Below are 22,451 nucleotides of genomic sequence, written 5' to 3' on the forward strand. Positions count from 1 at the left end.
CAGTCGGAACAGCGGTGCTCGCCGCCGTCTTCACCGCCGCGATAGCCATCCCGGCGAGGATCGACACGACGGCGACCGCCGCGAGCAATCCCGCGTGTACGACGTCGAACGTCCTGTCCCAGAGCAACTTCGAGATCGACGCCAACGGCAACCTGAAGGTCGACGACCAGGACTGCGTCGACTGGCTCCAGCGCAACGCGGCCAACACGGGGTGGGAGCTGCGGAACGGAGTCCTGGCGAAGGCGGACCTGGCGACCGGTGCGGGCGACGACTCGTTCGGCAAGGGCACCGCCGAGGACAACCCGAACCCCACGATCGTGGACGGTTCCATCCCGCCGAACAAGAGTGACCTGAAGCAGTTCGGCGTCTTCAAGGAGACCACCCCCAACGGCAAGTTCCTCGAACTGTTCTGGACCCGGGTGAACAACCCCCAGGGCACGACGAACATGGACTTCGAGCTGAACCAGAAGTTCTGCAACCCCGCGGCCGTGCCCACCAACTGCGCCGACAACGGCAAGGGCGTGACACCGAAGACACCGCTGCGGACCGCGGGCGACAAGCTGATCACCTACGACCTCTCCAAGGGCGGCACCGTACCGACCATCTCCATCCAGACCTGGACGGCGGCCGGAGCGTGGAGCCAGCCCCCGACGGTCATCAGCGGCGGCGCGAACGCCGACGCCCTGGGGACGGTCAACACCAGCACCATCCCGGCGGCGGAGACCGGAGGCCTCGGCAACCCCCAGCTGGACCCGTACACCTTCGGCGAGGCGGCCATCGACTTCGACGCCATCTTCCCGTCCGGCGGCAGCTGCACCACCTTCGGCTCCGCGTACCTGAAGTCCCGCTCCTCCGACTCCTTCAGCTCGGAGCTCAAGGACTTCGTCGCGCCGGAGCAGGTGCAGATCAGCAACTGCACCTCGCTGACCACCAACGCGGTGACCAACGTGAGCATCGGTGACAACATCTCCGACACCGCCACGCTCGCCGGGGCGGCCGCCACCGCGGGCGGAACCATCACCTTCCACCTGTACAGCGACGCGCTCTGCGCCACCGAGGTGAACACCGGCCTGCCGGCCGTCACCGTCAGCGGCCCCGGCGACTACGGCTCGGGCAACTTCAAGCCGGCCACCGCCGGCACGTACTACTGGACCGCGAGCTACAGCGGTGACAACAACAACTCCGCCGCCACCACGGCCTGCGGCGATCCCAACGAATCGAGCGTGATCAACCCGAAGGCACCCACCATCGCGACCCTGCTCTCGGCGTCGACGGCCACCACCGGTACGGCGGTCCACGACTCGGCCACCCTGAGCGGCGCGACCGCCACCGCGGGCGGCACGGTCACCTACACCGTCTTCACCGACGACAAGTGCTCGGCCGGCGCGCGTGACGCGGGCACCAAGCCCGTCACCAACGCCGTCGTCACCGACTCCGACGCCCTGACCTTCGCCACCCCCGGCACCTTCTACTGGCAGGCCGTCTACAGCGGTGACGTCAACAACCTGGGCGCCACCAGTGTCTGCACCACCGAGATCCTGGTCGTGACGGCGAGCACCAGCATCGCCACCACCCAGCAGGTCTTCCCGCAGGACAGCGCGACCGTGAGCTCCGCGAGCGGGACCCCGACCGGCAGCGTCACCTTCTCGCTGTACGGTCCGAACGACACCGACTGCAGCAAGGCCGCCGTCTACAGCCAGACGGTGACCCTCACCAACGGCAGCGCCACCACCACGAACTCGACGTTCGGCGTGGCGACGGCCAACGGTGACGTGTACCGCTGGAAGGTCGTCTACGGCGGCGACAGCAGCCACAACGGCTCCACCAGCGCCTGTGGAACGGAGAGCTTCACCCTGACCATCGCCAACGGCTGACCGCCCGCTGACCCCTCGTCAGGGGAGCGGACACCGGCCGGGGTGCGGGGCCCGAGAACAGCTCGGGCCCCGCACCCCGCCGTGCGGCGGCGGGCCGGTCGGGTGAACTTCCGCGACGGCCGGAGGGGCGGCGGCAGGGCGGCGGGGCGGGTGTGCGCTGATGGTGGCGACTGCCCGCCGGCCACGCCGTGGAGGACGTTCCGATGCTGATCCGCTCCGCCCCCAGCCGTCCCCGTCACCGGTGCGCCACGGCCGTCGCGGCCGCCCTGCTCCTGCTCGGGGCGGCCGGCTGCTCGGACGACAACGGCGGCGGGGGCGGGCCGAGCGCGACGCCCACCCCCACGCCCAGCCCCACTGCCTCGGCGAGCCCCAGCGTCTCGGCGAGCGCCAGCCCCACGCCCAGCTCGACGCCCAGCGCCAGTGCCTCGGCGAGTCCGTCGGCCGGTGCCTCCTCGCCCGCGACGACCGCCGCCGTGATCATCCGTGACGGCGCGTTCGCCCCGGCCGAGCTCACCGTCGCGCCCGGGGCCCGGATCACCGTGACCAACCAGGACAGCATCGCGCACACGCTCACCGCGACGGGCAGCGGCGGCTTCGACACCGGGCTCCTGAGCAAGGGCCAGTCCAAGACCATCACGGCCCCGTCCGCACCGGGGAGTTACCCCTTCATCTGCATTCCGCACGCGATCACCATGAAGGGCACCCTGACGGTCGCTTGATCAGGGCAGGTGGTCAGGGCAGGCGCTGCTCGGACCAGATGACCTTCCCGCTGTCGGTGTACCGGGTGCCCCAGCGGTCGGAGCACTGGGCGACCAGGAAGAGCCCGCGCCCGCCCTCGTCGGTGCTCGCCGCGTACCGCAGGTGGGGCGAGGTGCTGCTGCCGTCCGAGACCTCGCAGGTGAGGAAGCGGTCGTGGAGCAGGCGGACCCGGATCGGGGGCCGGCCGTAGCGGACGGCGTTGGTGACCAGCTCGCTGAGGATCAGTTCGGTGCTGAAGGCGAGCTCGTCCAGGCCCCAGTCGGCGAGCAGACGGGCCGCCTCCGCGCGGACCCGGCGCACGGCGGTCGGCTCCGCGGGCACCTCCCAGACCCTGACCCGGTCCTCCGGCAGGACGCGGGTCCGGGCGACCAGCAGGGCGACGTCGTCGGTGGTGCGGTCGGACAGCAGCGCGCCGAGCACGTCCTCGCAGGTCTGCTCCGGGTCGCGGTCGGGGCGGGCCAGGGCGGTGGCCAGCAGGTCCAGCCCGAGGTCGATGTCGTGGCCGCGGGCCTCGACCAGGCCGTCGGTGTAGAGGACCAGCTTGCTGCCCTCGGGCAGGTCCAGCTCCGCCCGTTCGAAGGGCAGGCCGACCAGGCCGAGCGGTGGGCCGGCGGGGACGTCGGGGAACTCCACGGTGCCGTCCGGGCGGACCACGGCGGGCGGCAGGTGGCCGGCCCGGGCCAGGGTGCAGCGCCGCGCGACCGGGTCGTAGACCGCGTACAGGCAGGTGGCCCCGGTGATCGGCGCCTGGCCGTGGTCGGTGGCCTGGTCCTGGTCGATCCGGTTGACCAACTCGTCCATCAGGCCGAGGAGTTCGTCGGGCGGCAGGTCGAGGGAGGAGAAGGTGTGCACCGCGGTGCGCAGCCGGCCCATGGTGGCGGCGGCGTGCAGCCCGTGCCCGACCACGTCGCCGACCACCAGCGCGACCCGGGCGCCGGGCAGCGGGATGACGTCGAACCAGTCGCCGCCGACGCCGGCCTGCGCGGGCCGGTAGCGGCGTGCCACCTCCAGGGCGTCCTGCTCGGGCAGGCCGCCCGGCAGCAGGCTGCGCTGGAGGGTGATGGCCATGGTGTGCTCGCGGGTGTAGCGGCGGGCGTTGTCGATGCAGACGGCGGCGCGGGCGACCAGCTCCTCGGCGAGCGCGACGTCCTCCTCGTCGAAGGCCTCCGGCCGCCCGGCCCGCCAGAAGGTGGCGATCCCGAGCACCACGCCGCGGGCGCGCAGCGGCACCGCGAGCAGCGCGTGGACCCCGTGCCCGTGCACCCGCAGCGCCCGCTGCGGGTCGTACGCGCGCCAGGCCTCGAAGGCCTCGGTGAGGTCGGTCTCGGCCACCGCGTGCCCGCTCCGCAGGCTGCGGGCGCGCGGGGTGCCGGGGACCAGCGGGACCGGCTCGCCGACCGGGATGAACGGGCCGTCGGGGTGGGCGGGGCTCAGGGCGGCCCGGCGCATCGGCGCCTCGGGCGCGGGCTCCCCGCCGTGCAGGACGGGCTCCGCCAGGTCGACCGTGACGTGGTCGGCGAAGGCGGGGACGGCCGCCTCGGCCAGCTCCTGGGCGGTCCGGTTCACGTCCAGGGTGGTGCCGACCGCCATGCCCGCGTGGTACAGCAGCTCCAGCCGGCTGCGGGCCAGCTCGGCCCGCCCGGTGAGGGCGCGCAGTTCGGTGGTGTCGCGCAGCGTCGCGACCAGGCCCGGCGGGCCGCCGTGCCGGTCGGTGGGCCGGAGGTTGACCGCCAGCAGCCGGTCCCCGGCGGCCAGCACCTCGTCGGTGACGGGCCGTCCGGCGGCGAGCAGCCCGGCCGTCCGCGGGTCGAGGCCCAGCTCGGCGACGGGTCGGCCCTCGGCGTCGGCGGGGAGCCCCAGCAGGCGCTCGGCCTCGTCGTTGGCGAGCAGCAGCCTGCCCTCCCGGTCGACGATCAGCACGCCCTCGCGGACCGAGTGCAGCACCGCGTCGTGGTGCTCGTACATCCGGGTCATCTCGGCCGGCCCGAGGCCCCGGGTCTGCCGGCGCAGCCGGCGGCTGACCAGCCCGGCGCCGACGGTGGCCAGGGCGAGCGCGGCGGCGGCGCTGCCGACCAGGACCGGCAGCTGCTCGTCGGCGCTGTCGCTGACCCGGCTGGTCCTGATCCCCGCCGAGACCATGCCGACGATCCGGCCGGTGTCGTCCCGCACCGGGACCACCGCCTGCACCAGCGGGCCGATGGTGCCGGTGACCTCCTCGGTGACCGACTCCCCGGCCAGGGCCGGTGCCGTGGTCCCGACGAACTTCTTGCCGATCCGGTCGGGCATCGGATGGGTGTAGCGGACGGCGTCGGTGTCGAGCACGACCACGAAGTCGACGCCGGACCCGATCCGTGCGGCCTCGGCTCTCGGCTGGAGCAGCGCGGTCGGGTCGGGGGAGCGGAGCGCCTCGGCCAGGCCGGGGGCGTTGGCGAAGGTCTCGGCCACCGCGAGCGAGCGCTGCCGGGCCTCGGCCGCGCTGTCCCGCCGGGCCTGCAGCGCCGACTCCACGCCGACCGTGACCACCAGCAGCAGCACGATCAGCACCTGGAGGACGAAGACCTGGCCCGCCACGGTGCGCGGCCCGAGCGCGGAAAACGGAGCCATGTGCCCAGGTGTACCCCTTGGGACCGGCCACGGCCAAGCGGGGCGCGACCCCCTGCCCGGGTCCGCCCCCGGTGACCTCGAAGGATTTCCTCAGACGACCCGCAGACGACCCGCAGGCCGTTCGAACGGTCGTCCCTATGGTCGTCGTCGTGGCCCCGGAAAGGGCCCGGAGACAACCGTCGTGGGAGGTCGATGATGAGCGGTCAGGTGGATCCGCAGGGACGCGGGAAGGGTGCCGCGGGGCACGAGGCGTTCCTGCTGGAGGACCTGGCCCGGGCGTCGGCCGCCCGGCTGGGGGCGGAGGACTGGCGGATGCGCGGGGACGGGTTCTGGTTCCGCGCCGAGCCGGCCGGGCACGTGGGCCGGCGGCAGGGCTGGAAGCTGCACGTGTCGGCGACGCCGCTGTCGGCGGCCGTGGTGCTGGCCAAGGCACTGCCGGTCCTGTTCGAGCAGGGGTGCGCGTTCAAGTTCGCCCGGACCCTGGACGAGGTCTCGCAGCTGGTCTCCACCCGCTGCGAGCGGGGGAGCGGCGGCAAGTTCATCACCGCCTACCCGGACGACGACGCGCACTTCCGTACGGTGGCCGAACTGCTCGACGCCGCGACCGCGGGCCTGCCCGGGCCGGCGGTGCTGTCGGACCGGCCGTACCGGACGGGCAGTCAGGTGTACTACCGCTACGGCGCGTTCCTGGGGCTGCGGCGGCTGGGCAACGACGGCACGTACGAGACCGTGCTCCAGGCCCCGGACGGCTCGCCCGAGCGGGACGGCCGCCGGGCCTGGTTCTCGCCGCCGGCCTGGGCGCCCTCGCCGTTCCCGGCGGGCAAGGCCGCGCCGACGGCGCCGGGCAGGCCCGGAGCGGTCCTGCTGAAGGGCCGGTACGCGGTGCGGCGCGCGCTCCAGCACGCGAACAAGGGCGGCGTCTACCTGGCGGACGACCGGGTCGGCGGCGGCCGGGTGGTGATCAAGCAGGCCCGCTCGCACGTCGGGTCCTCGCTGGCCGGCACCGACGTCCGGGACGCCCTGCGCACCGAGGCCCGGAAGCTGGACCTGCTGGGCGCCGACGGCGTCGCGCCCCGGAAGCTGGAGCTGTTCGAGAAGAGCGGCAGCCTGTTCCTGGTCGAGGAGTACATCGAGGGGATGAACCTCGACGCCTGGGTCCGCGCACGGCTCCAGCCGCGCAGCGACCTGGGGTTGGACGTCGCCGAGGCCCGCGCGCTGGCGCTGCGGCTGGTCGCCCTGGTCGGCGCCGTGCACGAGCGCGGGCTGGTGCTGCGCGACCTCAAGCCGGGCAACCTGATGATGACGCCCGGGGGCGAGCTGCGGCTGATCGACCTGGAGCACGTCCGCGCCCCCGGCGAGCCGGCGCCCAAGGCGTACACGCTCGGCTTCGCGGCCCCCGAACTGCTCGGCGCGGCGAAGTTCAGCCCCGCGCCCAGGCCGTCCGTCGACCTCTACGCGCTCGGGGCGACCCTGTTCTTCCTGGCGACGGGCGCCTCCACGCTGCTGCCGGAGGACGAGGCGCCGGCCCGGCCCGCCGACCGGCGGCTGGCCCGGCTGGTCGAGGCCGTCGGCCGCCGCAACCCGGCGCTGCGCGCCCTCGCCGAGCCCGTCCTCGGGCTGCTCGCCGAGGACCCGGGGCAGCGCTGGGGGCTGGACCGGGTCCGCGAGTTCCTCGAACGACCGTACGCGGAGCGGGTGCCGGCGGCGGCGCCGGCCCCGGACGACGGGATCGACCGCCTGCTGCGCGACGGGCTGGACCACCTGGTGGCCACGGCCGACCACGACGACCCGGTCGAGCTGTGGAAGTCCGGCGGCTTCGGTGCCACCACCGACCGGTGCAACGTCCAGCACGGGGCCGCCGGGGTGCTGGCCGTCCTCACCCTCGCCGCGGAAGGCGGCGACGAACGCCTCCTGGAGCCGGTCCGGCGCACCGCCGACTGGCTGGGCACCCGGGTGCGGCGCCTGCCGAGGCAGCTGCCCGGCCTGTACTTCGGCTCCTCCGGGACCGCCCTGGCGCTGTACCGGGCCGGACGCCTGCTCGGTGACGGTGCGTTGGAGAACGCGGCGCTGGAGCTGGCGGACTCGGTACCGACGGACTGGGCCAACCCCGACGTCTGCCACGGGCTGGCCGGAGCCGGGCTCGCCGCGCTCCAGCTCTGGCAGGAGAGCGGCGACCCGAGGTCCGGGGCACGGGTGCGGCGGTGCGCCGAGGCCCTGGTGCGCTCGGCCGAACGGGTCGGCCCCGGCGCGTTCTGGACCGTGCCCGAGGACTTCGACTCGGTGCTCGCCGGGCTGACCCACTACGGGTTCGGTCACGGCCTGGCCGGGGTGGGCGCCTTCCTGCTGGCCGCCGGGACCGCGACCGGCGAGCAGGCCTGGCTGGACCTGGCCGGGGCGGCCGGGGAGAGCCTGGTCGAGGCCGCCGCGCGCGTCGACGACTGCGTCAGCTGGCCCGCCGAGCGCGGTGCGGAGCCCGATCCGGCCCGGCCGATGTCGCTGCACTGGTGCACCGGGGTCTCCGGGATCGGCACCTTCCTGGCCCGGCTGTCGGCCGCCACCGGCGACGAGCGCTTCGCGGACCTCGCCCGGCGGGCGGGCACCACGGTGCGGTTCAACCGCTGGCAGTCCTCACCCGCCGCGTGCCACGGCCTGGCCGGCGACGGCGAGCTGCTGCTCGACCTGGGCGACCGGGACGGGGCACGGGAGATTGCCGAGGCGATGCTGGTGAACGACACCGTACGGGGCGGGCGGCGGCTGGTGGCCGACGAGAGCCGGACGGAGGTCGTGGCCGACTACGGCACCGGCCTGGCGGGTGCGCTCGCCTTCCTGCTCCGCCTGCGCGACGGCGGCCCCCGGCTCTGGCTGCCCGCCGACCGGGTGCCGGCCACGGCGGGGGCGGCACGGTGACCACGACCACGACCACGACCGCCCCGGCCCCGACCGGGCCCGGCACCGCGCGGCCCGTGATGCGCACCAGCGTCCGCTTCGCCCCCGACGGCCGGGGCGCGGCCGGCCTGGCCGGCACCGCCGACGGACGCAAGTGGGCCGAACTCTGGTCCTTCGACGGTGAGGTGACGCACTGTCAGCCACTGCCGGCGGCGGAGGGGGAGACCCTGCGCACCCAGCCGGTCCCGACCCCCGACGGACGGGTCCTGGTGCTCCGCCTCGGCCCCGACGGCCACCGGACGGCCCTGCTGGAGCCGGACGGCACCGCCGTCCTGGAACGGCCGCTCGGTACCGTCCGCACCCGGGGCGCCCGGCTGCTGCCGAGCGCGGACCCGGAGGTGCTGGGGCTGCTGTTCACCGTCACGGACACCACCCGGTCGGTGTGGCGGATCGAGGCCCGCCCCGGGCCGGGGTTCACCGAAGTCCTGCGCACGGCGGCCGAGTTCGGCGGCGGGGTGTGGCTCGACCGCGCGGGGCGGCGGCTCTCGGTGAGCCTCCGTCAGGACGGACGGATCGTCCCCGGCATCCTCGACCTGACGGCCGGCACGCTGGCCGCCGACGAGACCCTGCCCGCCGGGCAGGTCCGGCTCGCCGCCGAGACCTCCGGACTGCTGGTACTCGCCGGCGGACCGCCGAACGCACCGGTGCACACCCTGGTCGGCCCGGGCCGGGAGCCGCGGACGCTGAGCGGCTGGACCGGCCTGCCCGGCACCGCCCACCCGTTGGCCTTCGACCCCGACGGCCGCCGGATCGCCCTGCACGTCGAGACCGGCGCCCGCTCGCAGCTGTGGCTGCACGACCTCGGCCACGACACGCTCACCCGCCTGCCGGTACCGGACGGCGTCCTGCGCGGCCCCGCCCACTGGGGCACCGCCGGGCTCCGCTTCCCGTACTCGACACCCGTCCTGCCCACCGGCATGGCGCTCGCCGTCCCCGACGGCGGCTGGGCCTTCACCGGCTCGCTGCCGCAGGGAGCGGGGGCGCACACCGAGTGGCTGGCCGGCGCCGAGGGCGCAATGGAGGCCGTGGTGCACGGCGGGCCCGCCTGGTGGCGCAGCCCCCGGCTGGTGGTCGCCCTGCACGGTGGACCGCAGGCGCACTGGGACCTCGGCCACGAACCGTTCCTCCAGCGGCTCGCCGCCGCCGGGTGCGCGGTGGTGGCACCCAACCAGCGCGGCAGCACCGGCTACGGCGACGCCCACCGCGACGTCCTGGACGGCGCCTGGGGAGTGCCGGACCTGGCCGACCTCCTGCACCTGGCCGAGCAGCTCGCACGGCGCCGCCGCCCGCTCGGCCTGGAACCGCCCGCGCTGTACGGCAGCAGCTACGGCGCGCACCTCGCACTGCTCGCCGCCGTACTGCGGCCCGGGCTGTGGAGCAGGTGCCTCGCGGTCGCCCCCTTCCTGTCCGGCCGCCGGCTCCACCGGGTGGCGTCCGCACCGACCAGGGCGCTGCTCGACCGGCTCGGCGCGGTGCGGGAGGCCGGCGACGCCGTCGGCCCGCGCGACCTCGTCCGGCTGTTCGCCGCGGCGCCGCCCGGCGCACCGCCGCTGTTCGTGGTGCACGGGCGGCAGGACGAGGTGATCCCCGTCGGACAGTCCCGCGAGCTGCGCCGGACCCTGCTCGGAGCGGGCTGGGCCGAGGGACGCGACCTCTGGTTCCACGAGCTGCCGACGGGCGGTCACGCACCGCTCGACGACGGCACCACCGGGAACGCGACCGCCGCCGCGGCGGCGCGCTTCCTCACCGGCGCCGGTCACTGACCGGGCGCCCCACGAGCCACCACGGCCGGCCCGGCCGTGGTACCGCACCACCCGTCGGAGAAGAAGGAGAACCGTCATGGAGACCGTCGAGACCGTCGAGGCCCTGGAGATGCTGCCGGGCGAGGAGGCCGAGGGCCTGCGCCCCTGCACCTACACCTGCTCGATCACCTGCCAGATGACCAGCCAGGCCGAGTGAGTTCCCGAGCCACCGTCAACCACGACCACTGAGAGCACGACCACTGAGAGAAGGAGAACCGTCATGGAGATCGTCGAGTCCGTCGAGGCCCTGGAGATGCTGCCGGGCGAGGAGGCCGATGGCCTGCGCCCCTGCACCTACACCTGCTCCGTCACCTGCGAGTACACCAGCGCGGCCGAGTAGCACACCACTGCCCGGGGCGCCGTACGGGTGTGCGGCGCCCCCGGGTGTGTTCCGGGACGCGCACGACGACGAGGGGAGGGACGGGATGGGGACGAGGAAGAACCCGGCCGGTGGTACCGCCCGACGGGCGGTGCGGCCGGTGGCCGGGCGGCTGGCCCTGCTGGCCGGGGCCCGGCTCGCCGGGGCGGCGGTGGTGCTGGCCCTGCCGGCCGCGGTGGCGGGGGCGGCGGACGCGGCCCTCGCCGGGCGGGCCGACGGCCGGACCGTGGCGGGCGTCGCGCTGCTGCTGCTCGCCGCCGCCGGGCTGGAGGCGGTCACCGAGATCGTCGCGGCCTCCTGCGGGACCCGTGCGACCGCCCTGCTCCGGCACGGGCTGCTGGCCGGGGTGCTGGCCCGCGGGACGGCCGGCCGCGAGCTCGCCGCCGGTGACGTCACCGGCCGGCTGGTCGCCAACACCACCGATGCCGGACACCTCGCGCTGGCCGGCCTCGGCATCGTGGCCGGCCTGGCCACCTCGCTGGCCGGGCTGGTGATGCTCTGGTTCGTCCACCCCTGGCTGGCGGTGACCCTGGTGGTCAGCGCCGTGCCGCTGTTCGTCCTGATCCGGCTGTTCGTCAGCCGGATGGCCGACCTGTTCGTCCGGTACCAGGAGCTGCAGGCCTCGATCGCCGCCCGGCTGACCGAGACCCTGGCGGGAATCCGGACCGTCCGGGCGGCCGGGACGCTGGAGCAGGAGACCGCCCGGGTGCTCGAACCGCTGCCCGCGCTCTCCGCGGTGGGCACCGAGACCTGGGAGCGGCAGCGGTCGGTGGTCTGGCGGATGCAGCTGCTGGTGCCGGTGGTGGAGGCGGCCGTGCTCACCGTGGCCGGCTTCGCCGTGGTCCGGGGCACGCTGCCCGCCGGGCAGCTGCTCGCGGCGGCCGGGTACACCGTGCTGGCGCTGGGGTTCCTCAACCAGATCGACGCCTACGCCGAGTTCGCCCGGGCCCGGGCCGGGGCCCGCCGGGTGGACGAGCTCCTCGACGGACCCTCCGACACGGCCCCGTCGGGGCGGGAACCCCTGGCGGCCGGGCCGGGCCGGGTCCAGCTGCGGAAGGTGACGGTCCGTCAGGGCGGGCGCACCGTCCTCGACGCCGTCGACCTGGACCTGCCGGCCGGCCGGGCGCTCGCCCTGGTCGGGCCGTCCGGCGCGGGCAAGAGCACCCTCGCCCGGCTGATCGGGCGGCTGGCCGAGGCGGACGAGGGCGAGGTGCTGCTCGACGGCACCCCGGTCGACCGGGTCGACCCGCGGGAGCTCCGGCAGGAGATCGCCTACGCCTTCGAACGCCCGGTGCTGCTCGGCGGGACCGTCCGGGACGCCATCGCGTACGGCTGCGCCCGACCGGAGCAGGCGGCGGTCGAACGGGCCGCCCGGCTCGCCGAGATGGACACCTTCGTCCGGCGGCTGCCGCAGGGCTACGCGACCCCGCTGGCCGGCCTCGGGCTGTCCGGCGGCGAGACCCAGCGGCTGGGGCTGGCCCGCGCGCTCGCCCGCGGGGCCAGGGTCCTGGTGCTGGACGACGCGACCTCCAGCCTGGACACCGTCACCGAGATGAAGGTCTCCCGCATGCTCACCGAGGACCTGGCGGGCCGTACCCGCCTGATCATCGCCCGGCGGCCCGCGACCGCCGCCGGCGCCGACCACGTGGTCTGGCTCGACGACGGCCGGGTGCGCGCCGTGGGCGAGCACGCCGACCTGTGGTCCGACCCGGAGTACCGGGCCGTCTTCGGACGGGAGGAGGCGGCATGACGCGCGAACCGGACTCCCGCGCCGGATGGGCCCTGCTGCGCGGCGAACTCGCCGCCCGGCGGCCCGCGTTGGTCCGGGTCGGGCTGTGGTCACTGCTGGAGGGCCTGCCGGCCCTGCTCTCCGGCCGGCTGGTCGCTGCCGCCCTGGACGAGGGGTTCCTGCGCGGCCGCCCGGGGATCGGGGTGGCCTGCCTGGTGGCCCTGGTGGTGGCGGGCGGCCTCGGCGCGCTGGCCACCCGGGGCATGTTCCCGTGGCTCGGGGCGACCGTCGAACCGCTGCGGGACGCGCTGGTGCGCGGCCTGGTCGGCGGCACCCTCTCCGACGCCGTGCACGGCGGAGCCCGGCCGGACACCTCCGCCGTTGCCCGGCTGACCGGCCAGGTGGAGACCGTCCGGGGCCTGGTCGGTGCCGCGCTGCGTTCGCTGCGCCGCACCGCCGTCACCCTGCTGGCCACCCTGGTCGGGCTGCTGACCCTGGCACCGGCCGTGGTGGCGCTGGTGCTGCCGCCGCTGCTGCTGGCCGGGCTGCTGTTCGCGCTGACGTTGCGCGGCCTCGCCGCCCGCCGACGGGAGGCCGTGGTGCTGGAGGAGCGGATCGCGCAGGAGGTGGGGCCGGTGCTCGGCGGACTACGCGACGTCGTCGCGTGCGGGGCGGAGCGGCAGGCCGCCACCGCGGTGGGCACGGTGATCGACCGTCAGGCCGAGGCGGCCGTCCGGCTCGCCCGGGCCGGCACGCTGCGCACCCTGGTCGTCCTGCTCGGCGGCCAGCTGCCCCTGCTCGCCGTCCTGGCGGCCGGGCCCTGGCTGGTCGGCGGCGGCCGGCTGACCGGGGGTCAGCTGATCGGCGCGGTCACCTACGTCACGGCGAACCTGCTGCCCGCCCTGCGCGCGCTGGTCGGCCTGGTGGCGACCTGGGGCATCCAACTGGGCACCGTCCTCTCGCGGCTCGCCCTCGCCGGGACCGTCCCGGTGCCGGCCGCCGGGGTGGCCGCCCCGCCCGTCGGCGCCCCGCTCGCCACCACCGGCCTCACCTTCTCCTACGGGCCCTGGTCCGAACCGGTGCTGGCCGGACTGGACCTGGAGATCGCCGACGGCGACCACCTCGCGGTGGTCGGACCGAGCGGCGCGGGCAAGTCCACCCTGGCCCGGCTGCTGACCGGCGGGCTCGCCCCGACCGGCGGCCGGGTCACCCTCGGCGGGATCCCCGTCGACCGGGTCGACCCCGCGCACCTGCACCGGCAGGTCGCGCTGATCCCGCAGGAGGCGTACGTCTTCGCGGGCACCGTCCGCGAGAACCTCGGCTACCTGCGGCCGGACGCCGACGACGCCCTGCTCGACCGGACGGTGGAGGAGCTCGGGCTGCGCCCGCTGATCGAACGGCTCGGCGGGCTCGACGGAGAGATCGGGCCCGGCGGCGAGGAACTCTCAAGCGGGGAACGCCAGTTGATCGCGCTCGCCCGGGTCCACGCGAGCGAGGCCAGGATCGTCGTCCTCGACGAGGCGACCTGCCACCTCGACCCCCGGGCGGAGAGCCGGGCCGAGGCCGCCTTCCTCCGGCGCGGCGGCGCGCTGGTGGTCATCGCCCACCGGATCAGCTCGGCGGAGCGGGCCCGGCGGGTCCTGCTGCTCGACGGCGCCAAGGCGGTCGTCGCACCCCCGCGGCTGCTGCCCGGCCTCTCACCGCTGTACGCGCGGCTGCTCGGCCACTGGCACCAAGGCGGACCGGAGGGATCCGGCGGGCCGGGGCCCGGGGCGAGGACGCACGAGGAGGTGGGTGCGGGCGCGTCCTGACCGGGTGCCGGGCGCCGGACCGGGTCACCCCGGTCCGGCGCTTCGGCGCATCGCCGGCGCGCCCCCGCCCGCGGCGTACGACGGGGTCACCCCGATGGCGCGCATCTGCGCGGTGTACGTGCCGTACCGGCGTCTCGCCTCGCCGTGCCGGCCGGCCCGGGTGAGCAGCCCGATCAGGCCGATGTGCGCCTGCTCGTCGTACGCGTCGTGCTCCAGCAGGCGGAGGGCGAAGCGGATGGCCAGGGTGGTGTCCCCGGACCGTTCGGCCTGCCGGACCAGCGCGTGCAGGACGCACAGGAACTCGGAGTGCGCCTCCTCCCGCAGCGGCTCGGCCCACTCCGCGTAGAGGTCGTCGGCGAGGAACGCGCCGCGGTAGAGCCGGTGGGCGGAGGAGAGCAGCGCCAGCGCGTCGCCGCCGCGCCGGTCGGCGTCCAGCGCTTCGGCGGCCTGCTCCAGGAAGCGCTCGACGTCCACGTCGATCCGGCGCAGGTCCAGCAGGATCACGTCGCGGTCGGCGACCAGCGGGCCGTCCGCACCGCTGCGCCGGTCCCCGAGCAGGGCGGCCCGGGCGGCGGAGAGGACGACCGACAGCCGGTTCCCGAGCCGCTCGGGGGCCTCGTCCGGCCAGAGGAAGTCCATCAGCTGCTCGCGGGAGGCCGGCCGGCCGCGCCGGGCCAGCAGCAGCTTGAGCAGGTGGCGGGCCTTGGCCGACTTCCACTCGGTGGTCGGGACGGCCCGGCCGTCGCGGACCACCCGGAAGCCGCCGAGGGTGTGGAAGGCGAGGTCGGGCCCGGCCCTCCCCGCGGTGGTCCGGGCGGCCGCCCCCGTCGTCCCCACCGCCAGGCACCGGCGGATCGGCTCCACCACCCGGGTGGCACCCCCCGGCGCCTCGGCGACCAGGCCGCGCCGCACCAGGTCGTCGGCCGCCCGCGGGAGCTCCTCGGGCTCCGCGGCCCCGGGCCCACCGACCTCGGGCCCCGTGACCCCGGGCTGCCGGGCCAGGCCCGCCATGAGCTCCAGCGCGTCGGCGGACTCCCCGGCCAGGACCTCCTCGCGGACGTAACGCAGCATCAGACGGGGGCCCGGCCCGGCGGCCAGGGCCTGCGGCCAGGAGTGCGGCGGCGTGCCGCGCAGCGCGTCCGCCGTCAGGCGGACGGCGGCCGGCCAGCCGTCGGTACATCGGTGGACCGGCTCGGCCACCCCTCCCGCCGGGGCACCGAGCGCCGAGGAGAGGAACGCCGCCACCGTGGCGGGGTCCATCCGCAGCGGCCCGGCGTCGAGGTCGGAGACGTGGCCCCGCCCGCGCAGCCGGTCCAGCCGCAGCGCGGGCTCGCGGCGGGCCGTGAGGACGATCCGCAGGCCGCCCGGCGCCCGGGAGCACAGCCGCTCCACCAGCCGGGCGGCGGCCGACTGCTCCGGGAGGTGGTGCACGTCGTCCAGCACGAGGACGGCCTGCCCCCGCAGGGCGAAGGCGAGCACGTCGACGAAGGCCGCCGCGTCCCGGGCGAGTTCGAGCACCGGGAGGTCCTCGCGGACCGCCTCGGGGAGGTCGAGGAAGGGCTGGAGCGCGAGGAGCAGGTCCGACGCGAAGCGGCCGAGGTCGGAGTGGTCCTCGTCGACGGTGAGCCAGGCCACCGGGTTGGACCGCGCCCACAGGGCCAGCGAGGTCGACTTGCCCCAACCGGGCCCGGCCAGCAGGAGGGTGACGCGCCGTCGGACCGCCGCGTCGAGGACCGCCACCAGCCCGGGACGCTCGACGCACGCGTCCGGCAGGGCCGGCGGGAGCATCCGGCCCCGCGGCGCCGTCGCGGCCGGCCCGGTCTGCGGTACGCACCAATTCGAGCTCAACACCCAGGGCCCCCAGAAGTAGGAAGAGAGGCGTACGTGCTCCCCCGTCCGACCGACCGGGGGGCTGCCGTGCGCTGCGCCACCGCCGATTCTGCCGACGGGCGGCGCACCGGACATGGGGGCGCGGCCCCCATGTTGGCCCCCGCCGCGGCCCGGCCCTGGGTGACGACCCCTCAGGGGCCGTCAGGGCGACCGGCTCTACCCCCGGGTCAGGACCAGCTCGGGCGGGCGGCCGGCCGCGTGGGAGGCGGACAGCTCGCAGAGGCCGGAGCGGTTGGGCTGCCCGGTCTTGGTGATGAGGCTGGCGATGTGCTTCTCGACCGTCCGCGGCGAGATGTGCAGGCGCTCGGCGATCGCCTTGTTGCTCAGCCGGTCGGTCAGCACCTGGAAGACCTCGTACTCGCGGACCGTGACGCCGAGCAGGCGCAGCTCGGCGGGGATGTGGTCGCTGCCGGTGCGGCGCTGCTGGACGTGGGCCCCGATGCCGCGCAGCAGGCCGCGGGCGGCGCTGGCGACCGCGGGCACCGAGGCCTGCTGGAAGTGGAGTTCGGCCTGGCGCAGCCAGGCCTCCGGGTCGCCCCAGCCGGCGGCGGCGGCCTCCTCCGCGATCAGCCGCTGCCCCAGGTGGAGCGCGGCGGGGTAGGGCGCGGCGAGCTCCTGGGCCAGCAGGGCCGCCCGGACCGCGGCCGCGGCCTCGCCCTCCCGGCCGAGCAGGACGGCCTCGGCGAGCAGGACGAAGTGCCGGTTCCACCGCATCCGCCCGGCCGAGCTGGCGGCGACCGCCTCGTACCGGGCGCGGTCGGCCTGCCCGGCCAGCACGTCCAGCAGCAGGCCGACGCCGTGGCGTCCGCTCAGGTGGAAGGTGGTCGGGTTCTGCGCCTCCAGCGCCGTCACCCCGGCCAGGTCCCGGAGGGCCCGGGCCCGGTCCTCCTCCAGGAGTGCGCAGAAGGCCCGGGCGAGACCGAGGGCCAGCGGCTCCTCCACCGAACCGCTGCCGCCCCAGCGGCCGAACTCGGTCAGCGCCTCGTTCATCGCCGCGCGGTCGCCCTGGTGGGCGGCCGACACCGCCTTGGCCATCAGGACGTAGCGGGCGACCGGGGTGAGCCGCAGCCGGCCGGCCACCGCCAGGCACTCGTCCCCGAGCGGCCGGGCCTCGGCGAACCGGCCCTGCAGGACCAGGTGGAGGACGGTGATCGCGTCCAGGGTGTAGAGCACGGTGACCGCGCCCAGCCGCCGGGCCTCGGCCCGGGCCACCTCCAGGGTGCGGGTGTCGCCGTCCGCGAGCCACCGGCTGCCGCCGAGCCGGGCCAGCGCGTACATCCGCTGGACCGGCAGGTTGTGGTCCTCCGCCGTCCGCATCGCCCGCTCCAGGCAGGCGTCGGCCTCCGCCAGGTCGCGCTCGCGGGCGATGACGCCCAGGAGCTCCCAGGCCTGGCAGGAGACCAGGGGCAGGTGGTGGCGCTCCGCGGCCGCGATCGCGGAGCGGGCCAGCCGCTCGGCCTTCTGGGTCCGGTCCGGGCCGGGGGTGTCGAGGGTGAGGTAGCCCGCCATCACGTCGATCGGGGCGGTGTACGCCTCGTCGGGGGCGGAGCCGAGCAGGGTCCGGGCGCGCTCGATCTGCTCGTTCCCGTCCGCCCAGCGGCCGGCGATGTAGGCGACCTGGGCGAGGTGGGTGTGCAGGGCCGCCAGGCGGGGGGCTCCGAGCCCGGCCCCGACCAGGTCCCGCAGACTGTCCGCCAGGCTGAGCGCGCGGGTCAGCTCGCCGGTCTCGGCCAGGGCCGGCAGCAGGAGTTCGAGGGCCTCGGCGTGGGCCGTGCAGTTGGAGCCGGGGGCGAGCAGGCGCTCGGCCCGGTCGAGGAGCGACACCGCGGAGCCGATCGCGCCGCTCGCCAGCGCCCGGCGCCCGGCCTCGGTCAGCAGCCGCCCGGCGCGGGCGTGGTCCCCGGCGTTGGCGCGCAGGGAGGCGGCGAGCGGGCACCACTCGCCCTCCAGCTCGGGGTGCAGGGCCTCCAGCGCGTCCGCCGCCTGCGCGCAGAGCGCCGCCCGGGCGGCGGGGGTGAGCTGGGCCAGCAGGGCCTCGGCGGTGAGCGGGTGCTGGAAGGCGTACCAGTCGGGCGCGGGCTCGTCGACCACCACGAGCTGCGCGGCCACCCCGGCGTGCAGGTGGCTGAGCAGGCTCCGGTCGTCGACGCCGGTCATCCGCTGGAGCACCGACAGCGGGAACCGGCGGCCGAGGACGGCGGCGGCCGACAGCAGGGTCTGCCCCTGCGGGCCGAGCTGGTCGATGCGGTGCACGACGCCCTGGAGGAGTGCCCGGGGCACCTGGCGGCGCAGGTCGCCGACCACCCGCCAGCTGCCGCCGTCCCGGATCAGCGCACCGCCGGCGACCATGCCCTGGAGCAGCTCCTCGATGAGGAACGGGTTGCCGCCGCTGTCCTCCCGGATCCGCGCCAGCGCCTCGGCGGGCACCTGGTCGGGGGTGGTCTCCAGGCACGAGGCGACCATGTCGGTGATGTCGTCGCCGGCCAGCGGCGTGAGCCGGAGGGCGGTGCCGGAACGGCGCCTGGCCGCGGACTCGGCCAGGTCCAGCGCGTCGCTCGGCTCGGCCCGTACGGTCGCCAGGAGCATGAGCGGAAGCTGGTCCAGGTTGTCGATCAGGTACTCGATGACCGCCAGGGTCTCGGTGTCGGCGTCGTGCAGGTCCTCCAGGACCAGCAGACAGCCGCGCTCCCGCCCGATGGCCGCGAGCAGCCGCAGGACGGCCTCGCCGAGCACCACCATCGAGCTCTGCTCCTGGGTGCCGGCGCTCCAGTCGGGTATCAGCCGGCCGAGCACCGGGCGGTAGGGGCCGAGCCCGGCCTCGTCGAGGGGCTCGCCGCCGCGCGACAGGGGCATCAGGGCCTCGGTGAGGGGGCGGAGCGGCACCATCGGTCCGATGGTGCTGCTCCGCCCCCGGAGCACCCGGAGACCGCCGTCGAGCGCGGCACCGGTCGCCTCGGCGACCAGTCGGGACTTCCCGATGCCGCCCTCGCCGATCAGGAAGGCCGCGAACCCGCGCGACTCCCGCGCCGCTTGCAAGGAGGCCTTGAGTGCGGCGAGCTCGGTGTCACGTCCGATGATCTCAACTGCACGTGCGCGCATGGTTCCGCATAGTAGTGGACCGACATGACGAAGTCCTAGTGCTTCTGTTCGATCCTCTGGCGGAAACGGGAGCCGTCAGGACGTGATCGAGACGCTCGTGCCGAAGGGATCGAGGGCCACGACCAGACCGCTGCTGAGACCGAGCCCGGCGAGGGCCAGGACCTTGCTGTACGCGCGGTTGCGGCGCACCAGCCGGATCTCGCCCGCCGGGTCGCCGGTCCGGTCGTCGGCCTCGGCGATCGTGTCCTCGGTGGCGGGGAGGGTGTCCTGCGACGGCTCGAGCGTCATTGCTGATCCCATCTGTGTGGATGTGCCTCGGTACGGAAGGAGGGTGCGAGGGTGCGCCGGGACGGGCTTCCCGGCCCGGCGCGAGGGGAAACGGTCAGGAGGCCCAGGCGGGACTCGGGTCGAGCAGCAGCACGGACGGCACGCTGTCGGGGAACCCCAGCCTGAGCAGGGCGTACCCGATGCCGGACAGGCCGCTGAGCAGTCCGGGGGTGGTCACGTGGCCGGGCGTCCCGCACAGGCGGCCCCGGTCCCGCAGGACGCCGAGCGTGACGCCGGCCCGGGTGTGCAGGGCGGACCGGGCCTCGGGGCGCCTGCGGGCGAGCACGCCCAGGGCCTCGGCCACGCCCAGGTCGCCGTGGCACAGGCTGAGGTCGGAGGACGGCAGTTGCCCGGTGAGCGAGCGCAGCGCCCGGCCGAGCGCGTCGTCGACGGCCCCGTCGGGGGCCGGCCACCGCAGGCCGTCCACCGCCGCCAGGACGGTGCCGGACAGCCCGGAGCACCAGCCGAGGTCCTTCGGGTCCTGCTCGGCGGCGGCGAGGGCGCCGGTGACCAGCGCCCGTCCGGCGGCGGCGAACCGCTCCCCGGCCGACGGCCCGGCGGCCCGCGCGTGGCGGAGCAGAGCCCAGCCGACCCCGGCGGAGCCGAAGGCGAAACCGTGCCCGGCCGGGGCGTCCCCGGCCCGGGCGAGCAGCCGGGGGGCCAGGCGGTCCGCGAGGCGGGCGGCCTCCGGCAGCCCGCTCTCCCGGTGGACGGCGTGCAGCGCCACCAGCGCACCGGAGAGGCCGGCCGACACGTCGGTCGTGGTGCCGGGGTCGTCGAGGCAGGCGGCCAGGGCCTGCAGGGCGGTGGGCAGACAGCCGTCGAGGTCCTGGTCGAGCAGCGTGCCGAGCCGGGCGACGGCGTAGCAGATCCCGCCCAGGCCGTCGAAGCCGCCCGGCCCGACGGCCCGGCCCAGGTCCGGGTCGTCGGCCATGGTGGCCAGCAGCCCGGGCAGCGGCGCGACCGCCGCGCGGGCCAGGTCCCGGTACCGCGAGGAGCCGGTCAGCTGGCCCACCTGGGCCAGGAACAGCGCCGCACCGCAGTAGCCGTGGGCCAGGCCCGCGCCCATCGGGAGCATGGTCCAGTGCGTGTCCACCGGCTCCAGGCCGATCCAGTTCACGCGCCCCGGCCCCCGGGCGGCGCGGCCCGCGATCTCGTCCGCGATGCCGCAGGCCGCGGCGAGCAGCGCCTGCGGCTCCGGCACGGCGGCGGGTGACGGCCGGGCCGGGCCGGCCGGACGGCGGTGGGCGGGCCGGGCGTCCGGCTGGGCGGTGGCCAGCGCGGCGGAGATGATCCACTCCTGGTCGTGCCGGTCGACCGCGCCCATCGACCCGATCTTGCGCAGTGCCGAGGCCAGCCCGGAGGTGTCGAGCACGCCGCTCACCCGGACGCCGGTGGACGTCCACACGTCCGTTCCCGCGGGGCGGTGGAAGAAGACCGGTACGTCGCCGTCCCACAGGTCGGCGATCTCGTGCTCGATCAGCCGCTGCCGCGCCGGGTCGCCGCCGGACTCGGCCCACAGCACCGAGAACATCGCGTCCCGGTCGAGCCCGTCGCGCAGCACGGCGGGGTGGGTCGACTCCTCCAGCAGCGTGCAGTACAGCTGGGTGGGGCGGGCGACCAGCCGTCCGACCGCGCCGGTCCGGCCCGCGAGCGGGCCGGTGGGGCCGGTCAGGTCGTCCCGGTGGGCGACGACGGTGTCGTACCCCAGCCGGAAGCCGGCCAGCAGGGCCTCCAGGTGGTCGGTCGGACCGCTGCCGCTGCCCGGGGGCTGCGGCCGGTTGCGCGCCCCGTCGAACGGGGCGGGACGGCGTACCAGCCGCATGGTGTCCGTCCCGGCCCCGTCCCAGCCCATCCGGGCGCACGGCAGGGTGCCGCCCGGCGCGCCGCCGATCGCCGAGATGTCCAGCGCGCCGAACTCGCCGACCATCAGCTGGGGCAGCAGGCAGGTCCGGTGCACCGAGGAGGCGAGCGCCGCGGCCGCCGGGTCGGGCTGGGCCGCGGTCTCGGGCAGGGCGGGGTGCAGGAGGGTCTCCACGTCCACCAGCACCGGCTGGTCGCCGTGCGCGATGAGGTTGTCGAAGTGCAGGTCCACGCCCTCGACCGAGTGGGCCAGGGCGAGCAGCACGCCCTGCCGGCGGTAGAAGAGGTCGACCTCGGCGAGGGAGCGGCAGTGCCGGTGGGTGATGTACTCCAGCCAGCCGTAGCCGTCCCGGGCGACCGTGCGCGGGGTCCGCAGGCAGAGCCCGGGGGCCCGCGGGTCGAGCCAGCCGGCCATCCGGTCCAGCAGCGCGTGCTGGTCCAGCGGCCGCGGCTTGTAGACGACGGCGGACCCGTCCGCGAAGCGCAGCAGCGAGACCGACCGGCCGCCCTGGTGCGGATCGCCCAGGCCCAGTTCGACCTCGGTCAGCGGCCCCGGGGCCGTTCCGCCGAGGATCGTCGCGGTGATGTCCCGGCGGTCGGCGGCGAGCCGGGCGACCAGCTCCGAGGAGGCCAACGCCGTCCGCAGGCAGGTGCGGCCGAGCAGCCTGGCGAGCACCGGGTGGGCGGCGAACAGACGGCCCAGCCCGGCCCGGCCGCCCGACCGGCGGAGGAAGTCCGCGAACCGGTCCGCCGGTCCGCTCCCGCCCAGCAGCCCGGCGGACCGGGCGGCCGCGAGCTCCACCGCCAGGGTCCGCGCGGCCAGCCCCGAGATCCGCCGGCCCAGCCAGTCGCGGAACCTCGGCACCAGGACGGACAGGTCCTCCGGGCCGGCCCCCGCCTCGCGGGAGAGCCGGAGCAGCGCGTCGACGGCGGCCTCGACCAGCGGACGCAGCACCGGAGCGAACACCTCCGCCCCCTCGCCCGCCACCGGGACGACCTCCCAGGAGTCCGCGGCGGCCACCGCCCGCTCCACGAACACGGCCCAGTCCGGCTTGGCGACCCGCCCGCCCAGGCGGTCGGCCGGCTCGGCGGCGAGCGCCCCCGCGAGACCCGCACCCACACCCAGCGCCGACAGCCGGACGGCCAGGCACTCCTGCTCCAGCCCTGGCAGGCCGGCCGGCTCCGGCGCGACCGGCGCCGGGAGGTCCGGGGCGTCCAGCCGCTCGCGCAGGCTGGTGCCGGGGGCCCACCAGAACAGGGGCAGGGAGTCGGGGTGGCTGTCGGCCGGGGCGGCGGCGGTGGCGGTGGCGGTCACGTGCCTCACCCTGCCAGCGGCCCCCCTACCGGGACATGGGGGTTCACTGCGCA

General features: G+C 76.2%; 12 protein-coding genes. 6 read left to right on the forward strand and 6 right to left on the reverse strand.

All coding sequences use genetic code 11. From position 1 onward, the window contains the following. The first annotated feature begins 14 nt into the window (after positions 1 to 14). Positions 15 to 1,874, forward strand: a complete 1,860-nt coding sequence (locus ACIA8O_RS01500; protein ID WP_396291454.1) for a hypothetical protein — start codon at positions 15 to 17, stop codon at positions 1,872 to 1,874. A gap of 235 nt (positions 1,875 to 2,109) precedes the next feature. Here the strand turns inward: ACIA8O_RS01500 and ACIA8O_RS01505 are convergent, their stop codons facing one another. Then, positions 2,110 to 2,355, reverse strand: coding sequence for a hypothetical protein (locus tag ACIA8O_RS01505; protein WP_396291455.1), 246 nt, complete (start codon positions 2,353 to 2,355; stop codon positions 2,110 to 2,112). Here ACIA8O_RS01505 and ACIA8O_RS01510 point away from each other — a divergent pair. Then, on the forward strand, positions 2,348 to 2,593 hold the full coding sequence (locus tag ACIA8O_RS01510) for a cupredoxin domain-containing protein (RefSeq protein WP_396291456.1): 246 nt from the start codon (positions 2,348 to 2,350) through the stop codon (positions 2,591 to 2,593). The two genes, ACIA8O_RS01505 and ACIA8O_RS01510, sit on opposite strands and share 8 nt — an antisense overlap. A gap of 13 nt (positions 2,594 to 2,606) precedes the next feature. On the opposite strand, the gene ACIA8O_RS01515 is transcribed toward ACIA8O_RS01510, so the two are convergent. Then, positions 2,607 to 5,237 (reverse strand): SpoIIE family protein phosphatase, encoded by a 2,631-nt coding sequence (locus ACIA8O_RS01515; protein WP_396291457.1) that lies wholly within the window; start codon positions 5,235 to 5,237, stop codon positions 2,607 to 2,609. Positions 5,238 to 5,432: 195 nt separating this feature from the next. Between ACIA8O_RS01515 and lanL the strand changes: the two genes are divergently transcribed. From lanL to ACIA8O_RS01535, 4 genes are all read left to right on the forward strand, one after another. Further along, the gene (gene lanL, locus ACIA8O_RS01520; protein ID WP_396291458.1) at positions 5,433 to 8,144 is read left to right on the forward strand and encodes a class IV lanthionine synthetase LanL; all 2,712 of its coding nucleotides are present in this window, start codon (positions 5,433 to 5,435) and stop codon (positions 8,142 to 8,144) included. Continuing rightward, positions 8,141 to 9,946, forward strand: coding sequence for an alpha/beta hydrolase family protein (locus ACIA8O_RS01525; protein WP_396291459.1), 1,806 nt, complete (start codon positions 8,141 to 8,143; stop codon positions 9,944 to 9,946). The genes lanL and ACIA8O_RS01525 overlap by 4 nt, the downstream gene beginning before the upstream one ends. 464 nt (positions 9,947 to 10,410) lie before the next feature. Next, the gene (locus ACIA8O_RS01530; protein ID WP_396291460.1) at positions 10,411 to 12,114 is read left to right on the forward strand and encodes an ABC transporter ATP-binding protein; all 1,704 of its coding nucleotides are present in this window, start codon (positions 10,411 to 10,413) and stop codon (positions 12,112 to 12,114) included. Beyond that, positions 12,111 to 13,904 carry an ABC transporter ATP-binding protein gene (locus tag ACIA8O_RS01535; RefSeq protein ID WP_396291461.1) on the forward strand — a complete coding sequence of 598 codons (1,794 nt, stop codon included), beginning with the start codon at positions 12,111 to 12,113 and terminating at the stop codon, positions 13,902 to 13,904. Before ACIA8O_RS01530 ends, ACIA8O_RS01535 begins: the two co-directional genes overlap by 4 nt. A gap of 24 nt (positions 13,905 to 13,928) precedes the next feature. On the opposite strand, the gene ACIA8O_RS01540 is transcribed toward ACIA8O_RS01535, so the two are convergent. The 4 genes from ACIA8O_RS01540 to ACIA8O_RS01555 all read right to left on the reverse strand — a co-directional run bounded on the left by ACIA8O_RS01540 (position 13,929) and on the right by ACIA8O_RS01555 (position 22,398). After that, the gene (locus ACIA8O_RS01540; RefSeq protein ID WP_396291462.1) at positions 13,929 to 15,692 is read right to left on the reverse strand and encodes a BTAD domain-containing putative transcriptional regulator; all 1,764 of its coding nucleotides are present in this window, start codon (positions 15,690 to 15,692) and stop codon (positions 13,929 to 13,931) included. A gap of 258 nt (positions 15,693 to 15,950) precedes the next feature. Further along, complete coding sequence (locus ACIA8O_RS01545; protein ID WP_396291463.1) at positions 15,951 to 18,893, reverse strand: AAA family ATPase; 2,943 nt, start codon at positions 18,891 to 18,893, stop codon at positions 15,951 to 15,953. 75 nt (positions 18,894 to 18,968) lie between these two features. Next, complete coding sequence (locus ACIA8O_RS01550) at positions 18,969 to 19,181, reverse strand: hypothetical protein (protein WP_396291464.1); 213 nt, start codon at positions 19,179 to 19,181, stop codon at positions 18,969 to 18,971. Positions 19,182 to 19,275: 94 nt separating this feature from the next. Beyond that, entirely contained in the window at positions 19,276 to 22,398 is a 3,123-nt protein-coding gene (locus tag ACIA8O_RS01555; protein WP_396291465.1) for a type 2 lanthipeptide synthetase LanM family protein, read from the reverse strand. Positions 22,399 to 22,451: the final 53 nt, after the last annotated feature.

It is taken from the genome of Kitasatospora sp. NPDC051853, assembly GCF_044452665.1.
Taxonomy (GTDB): domain Bacteria; phylum Actinomycetota; class Actinomycetes; order Streptomycetales; family Streptomycetaceae; genus Kitasatospora.

Bases quoted from the DNA above. Each gene is read 5' to 3' on its own strand.
- ACIA8O_RS01505 (WP_396291455.1), bottom strand. From the start codon at position 2,355: ATGATCACGGCGGCGGTCGTCGCGGGCGAGGAGGCACCGGCCGACGGA.
- ACIA8O_RS01515 (WP_396291457.1), bottom strand. From the start codon at position 5,237: ATGGCTCCGTTTTCCGCGCTCGGGCCGCGCACCGTGGCGGGCCAGGTC.
- lanL (WP_396291458.1), top strand. From the start codon at position 5,433: ATGAGCGGTCAGGTGGATCCGCAGGGACGCGGGAAGGGTGCCGCGGGG.
- ACIA8O_RS01530 (WP_396291460.1), top strand. From the start codon at position 10,411: ATGGGGACGAGGAAGAACCCGGCCGGTGGTACCGCCCGACGGGCGGTG.
- ACIA8O_RS01535 (WP_396291461.1), top strand. From the start codon at position 12,111: ATGACGCGCGAACCGGACTCCCGCGCCGGATGGGCCCTGCTGCGCGGC.
- ACIA8O_RS01540 (WP_396291462.1), bottom strand. From the start codon at position 15,692: ATGCTCCCGCCGGCCCTGCCGGACGCGTGCGTCGAGCGTCCCGGGCTG.
- ACIA8O_RS01545 (WP_396291463.1), bottom strand. From the start codon at position 18,893: ATGCGCGCACGTGCAGTTGAGATCATCGGACGTGACACCGAGCTCGCC.
- ACIA8O_RS01550 (WP_396291464.1), bottom strand. From the start codon at position 19,181: ATGACGCTCGAGCCGTCGCAGGACACCCTCCCCGCCACCGAGGACACG.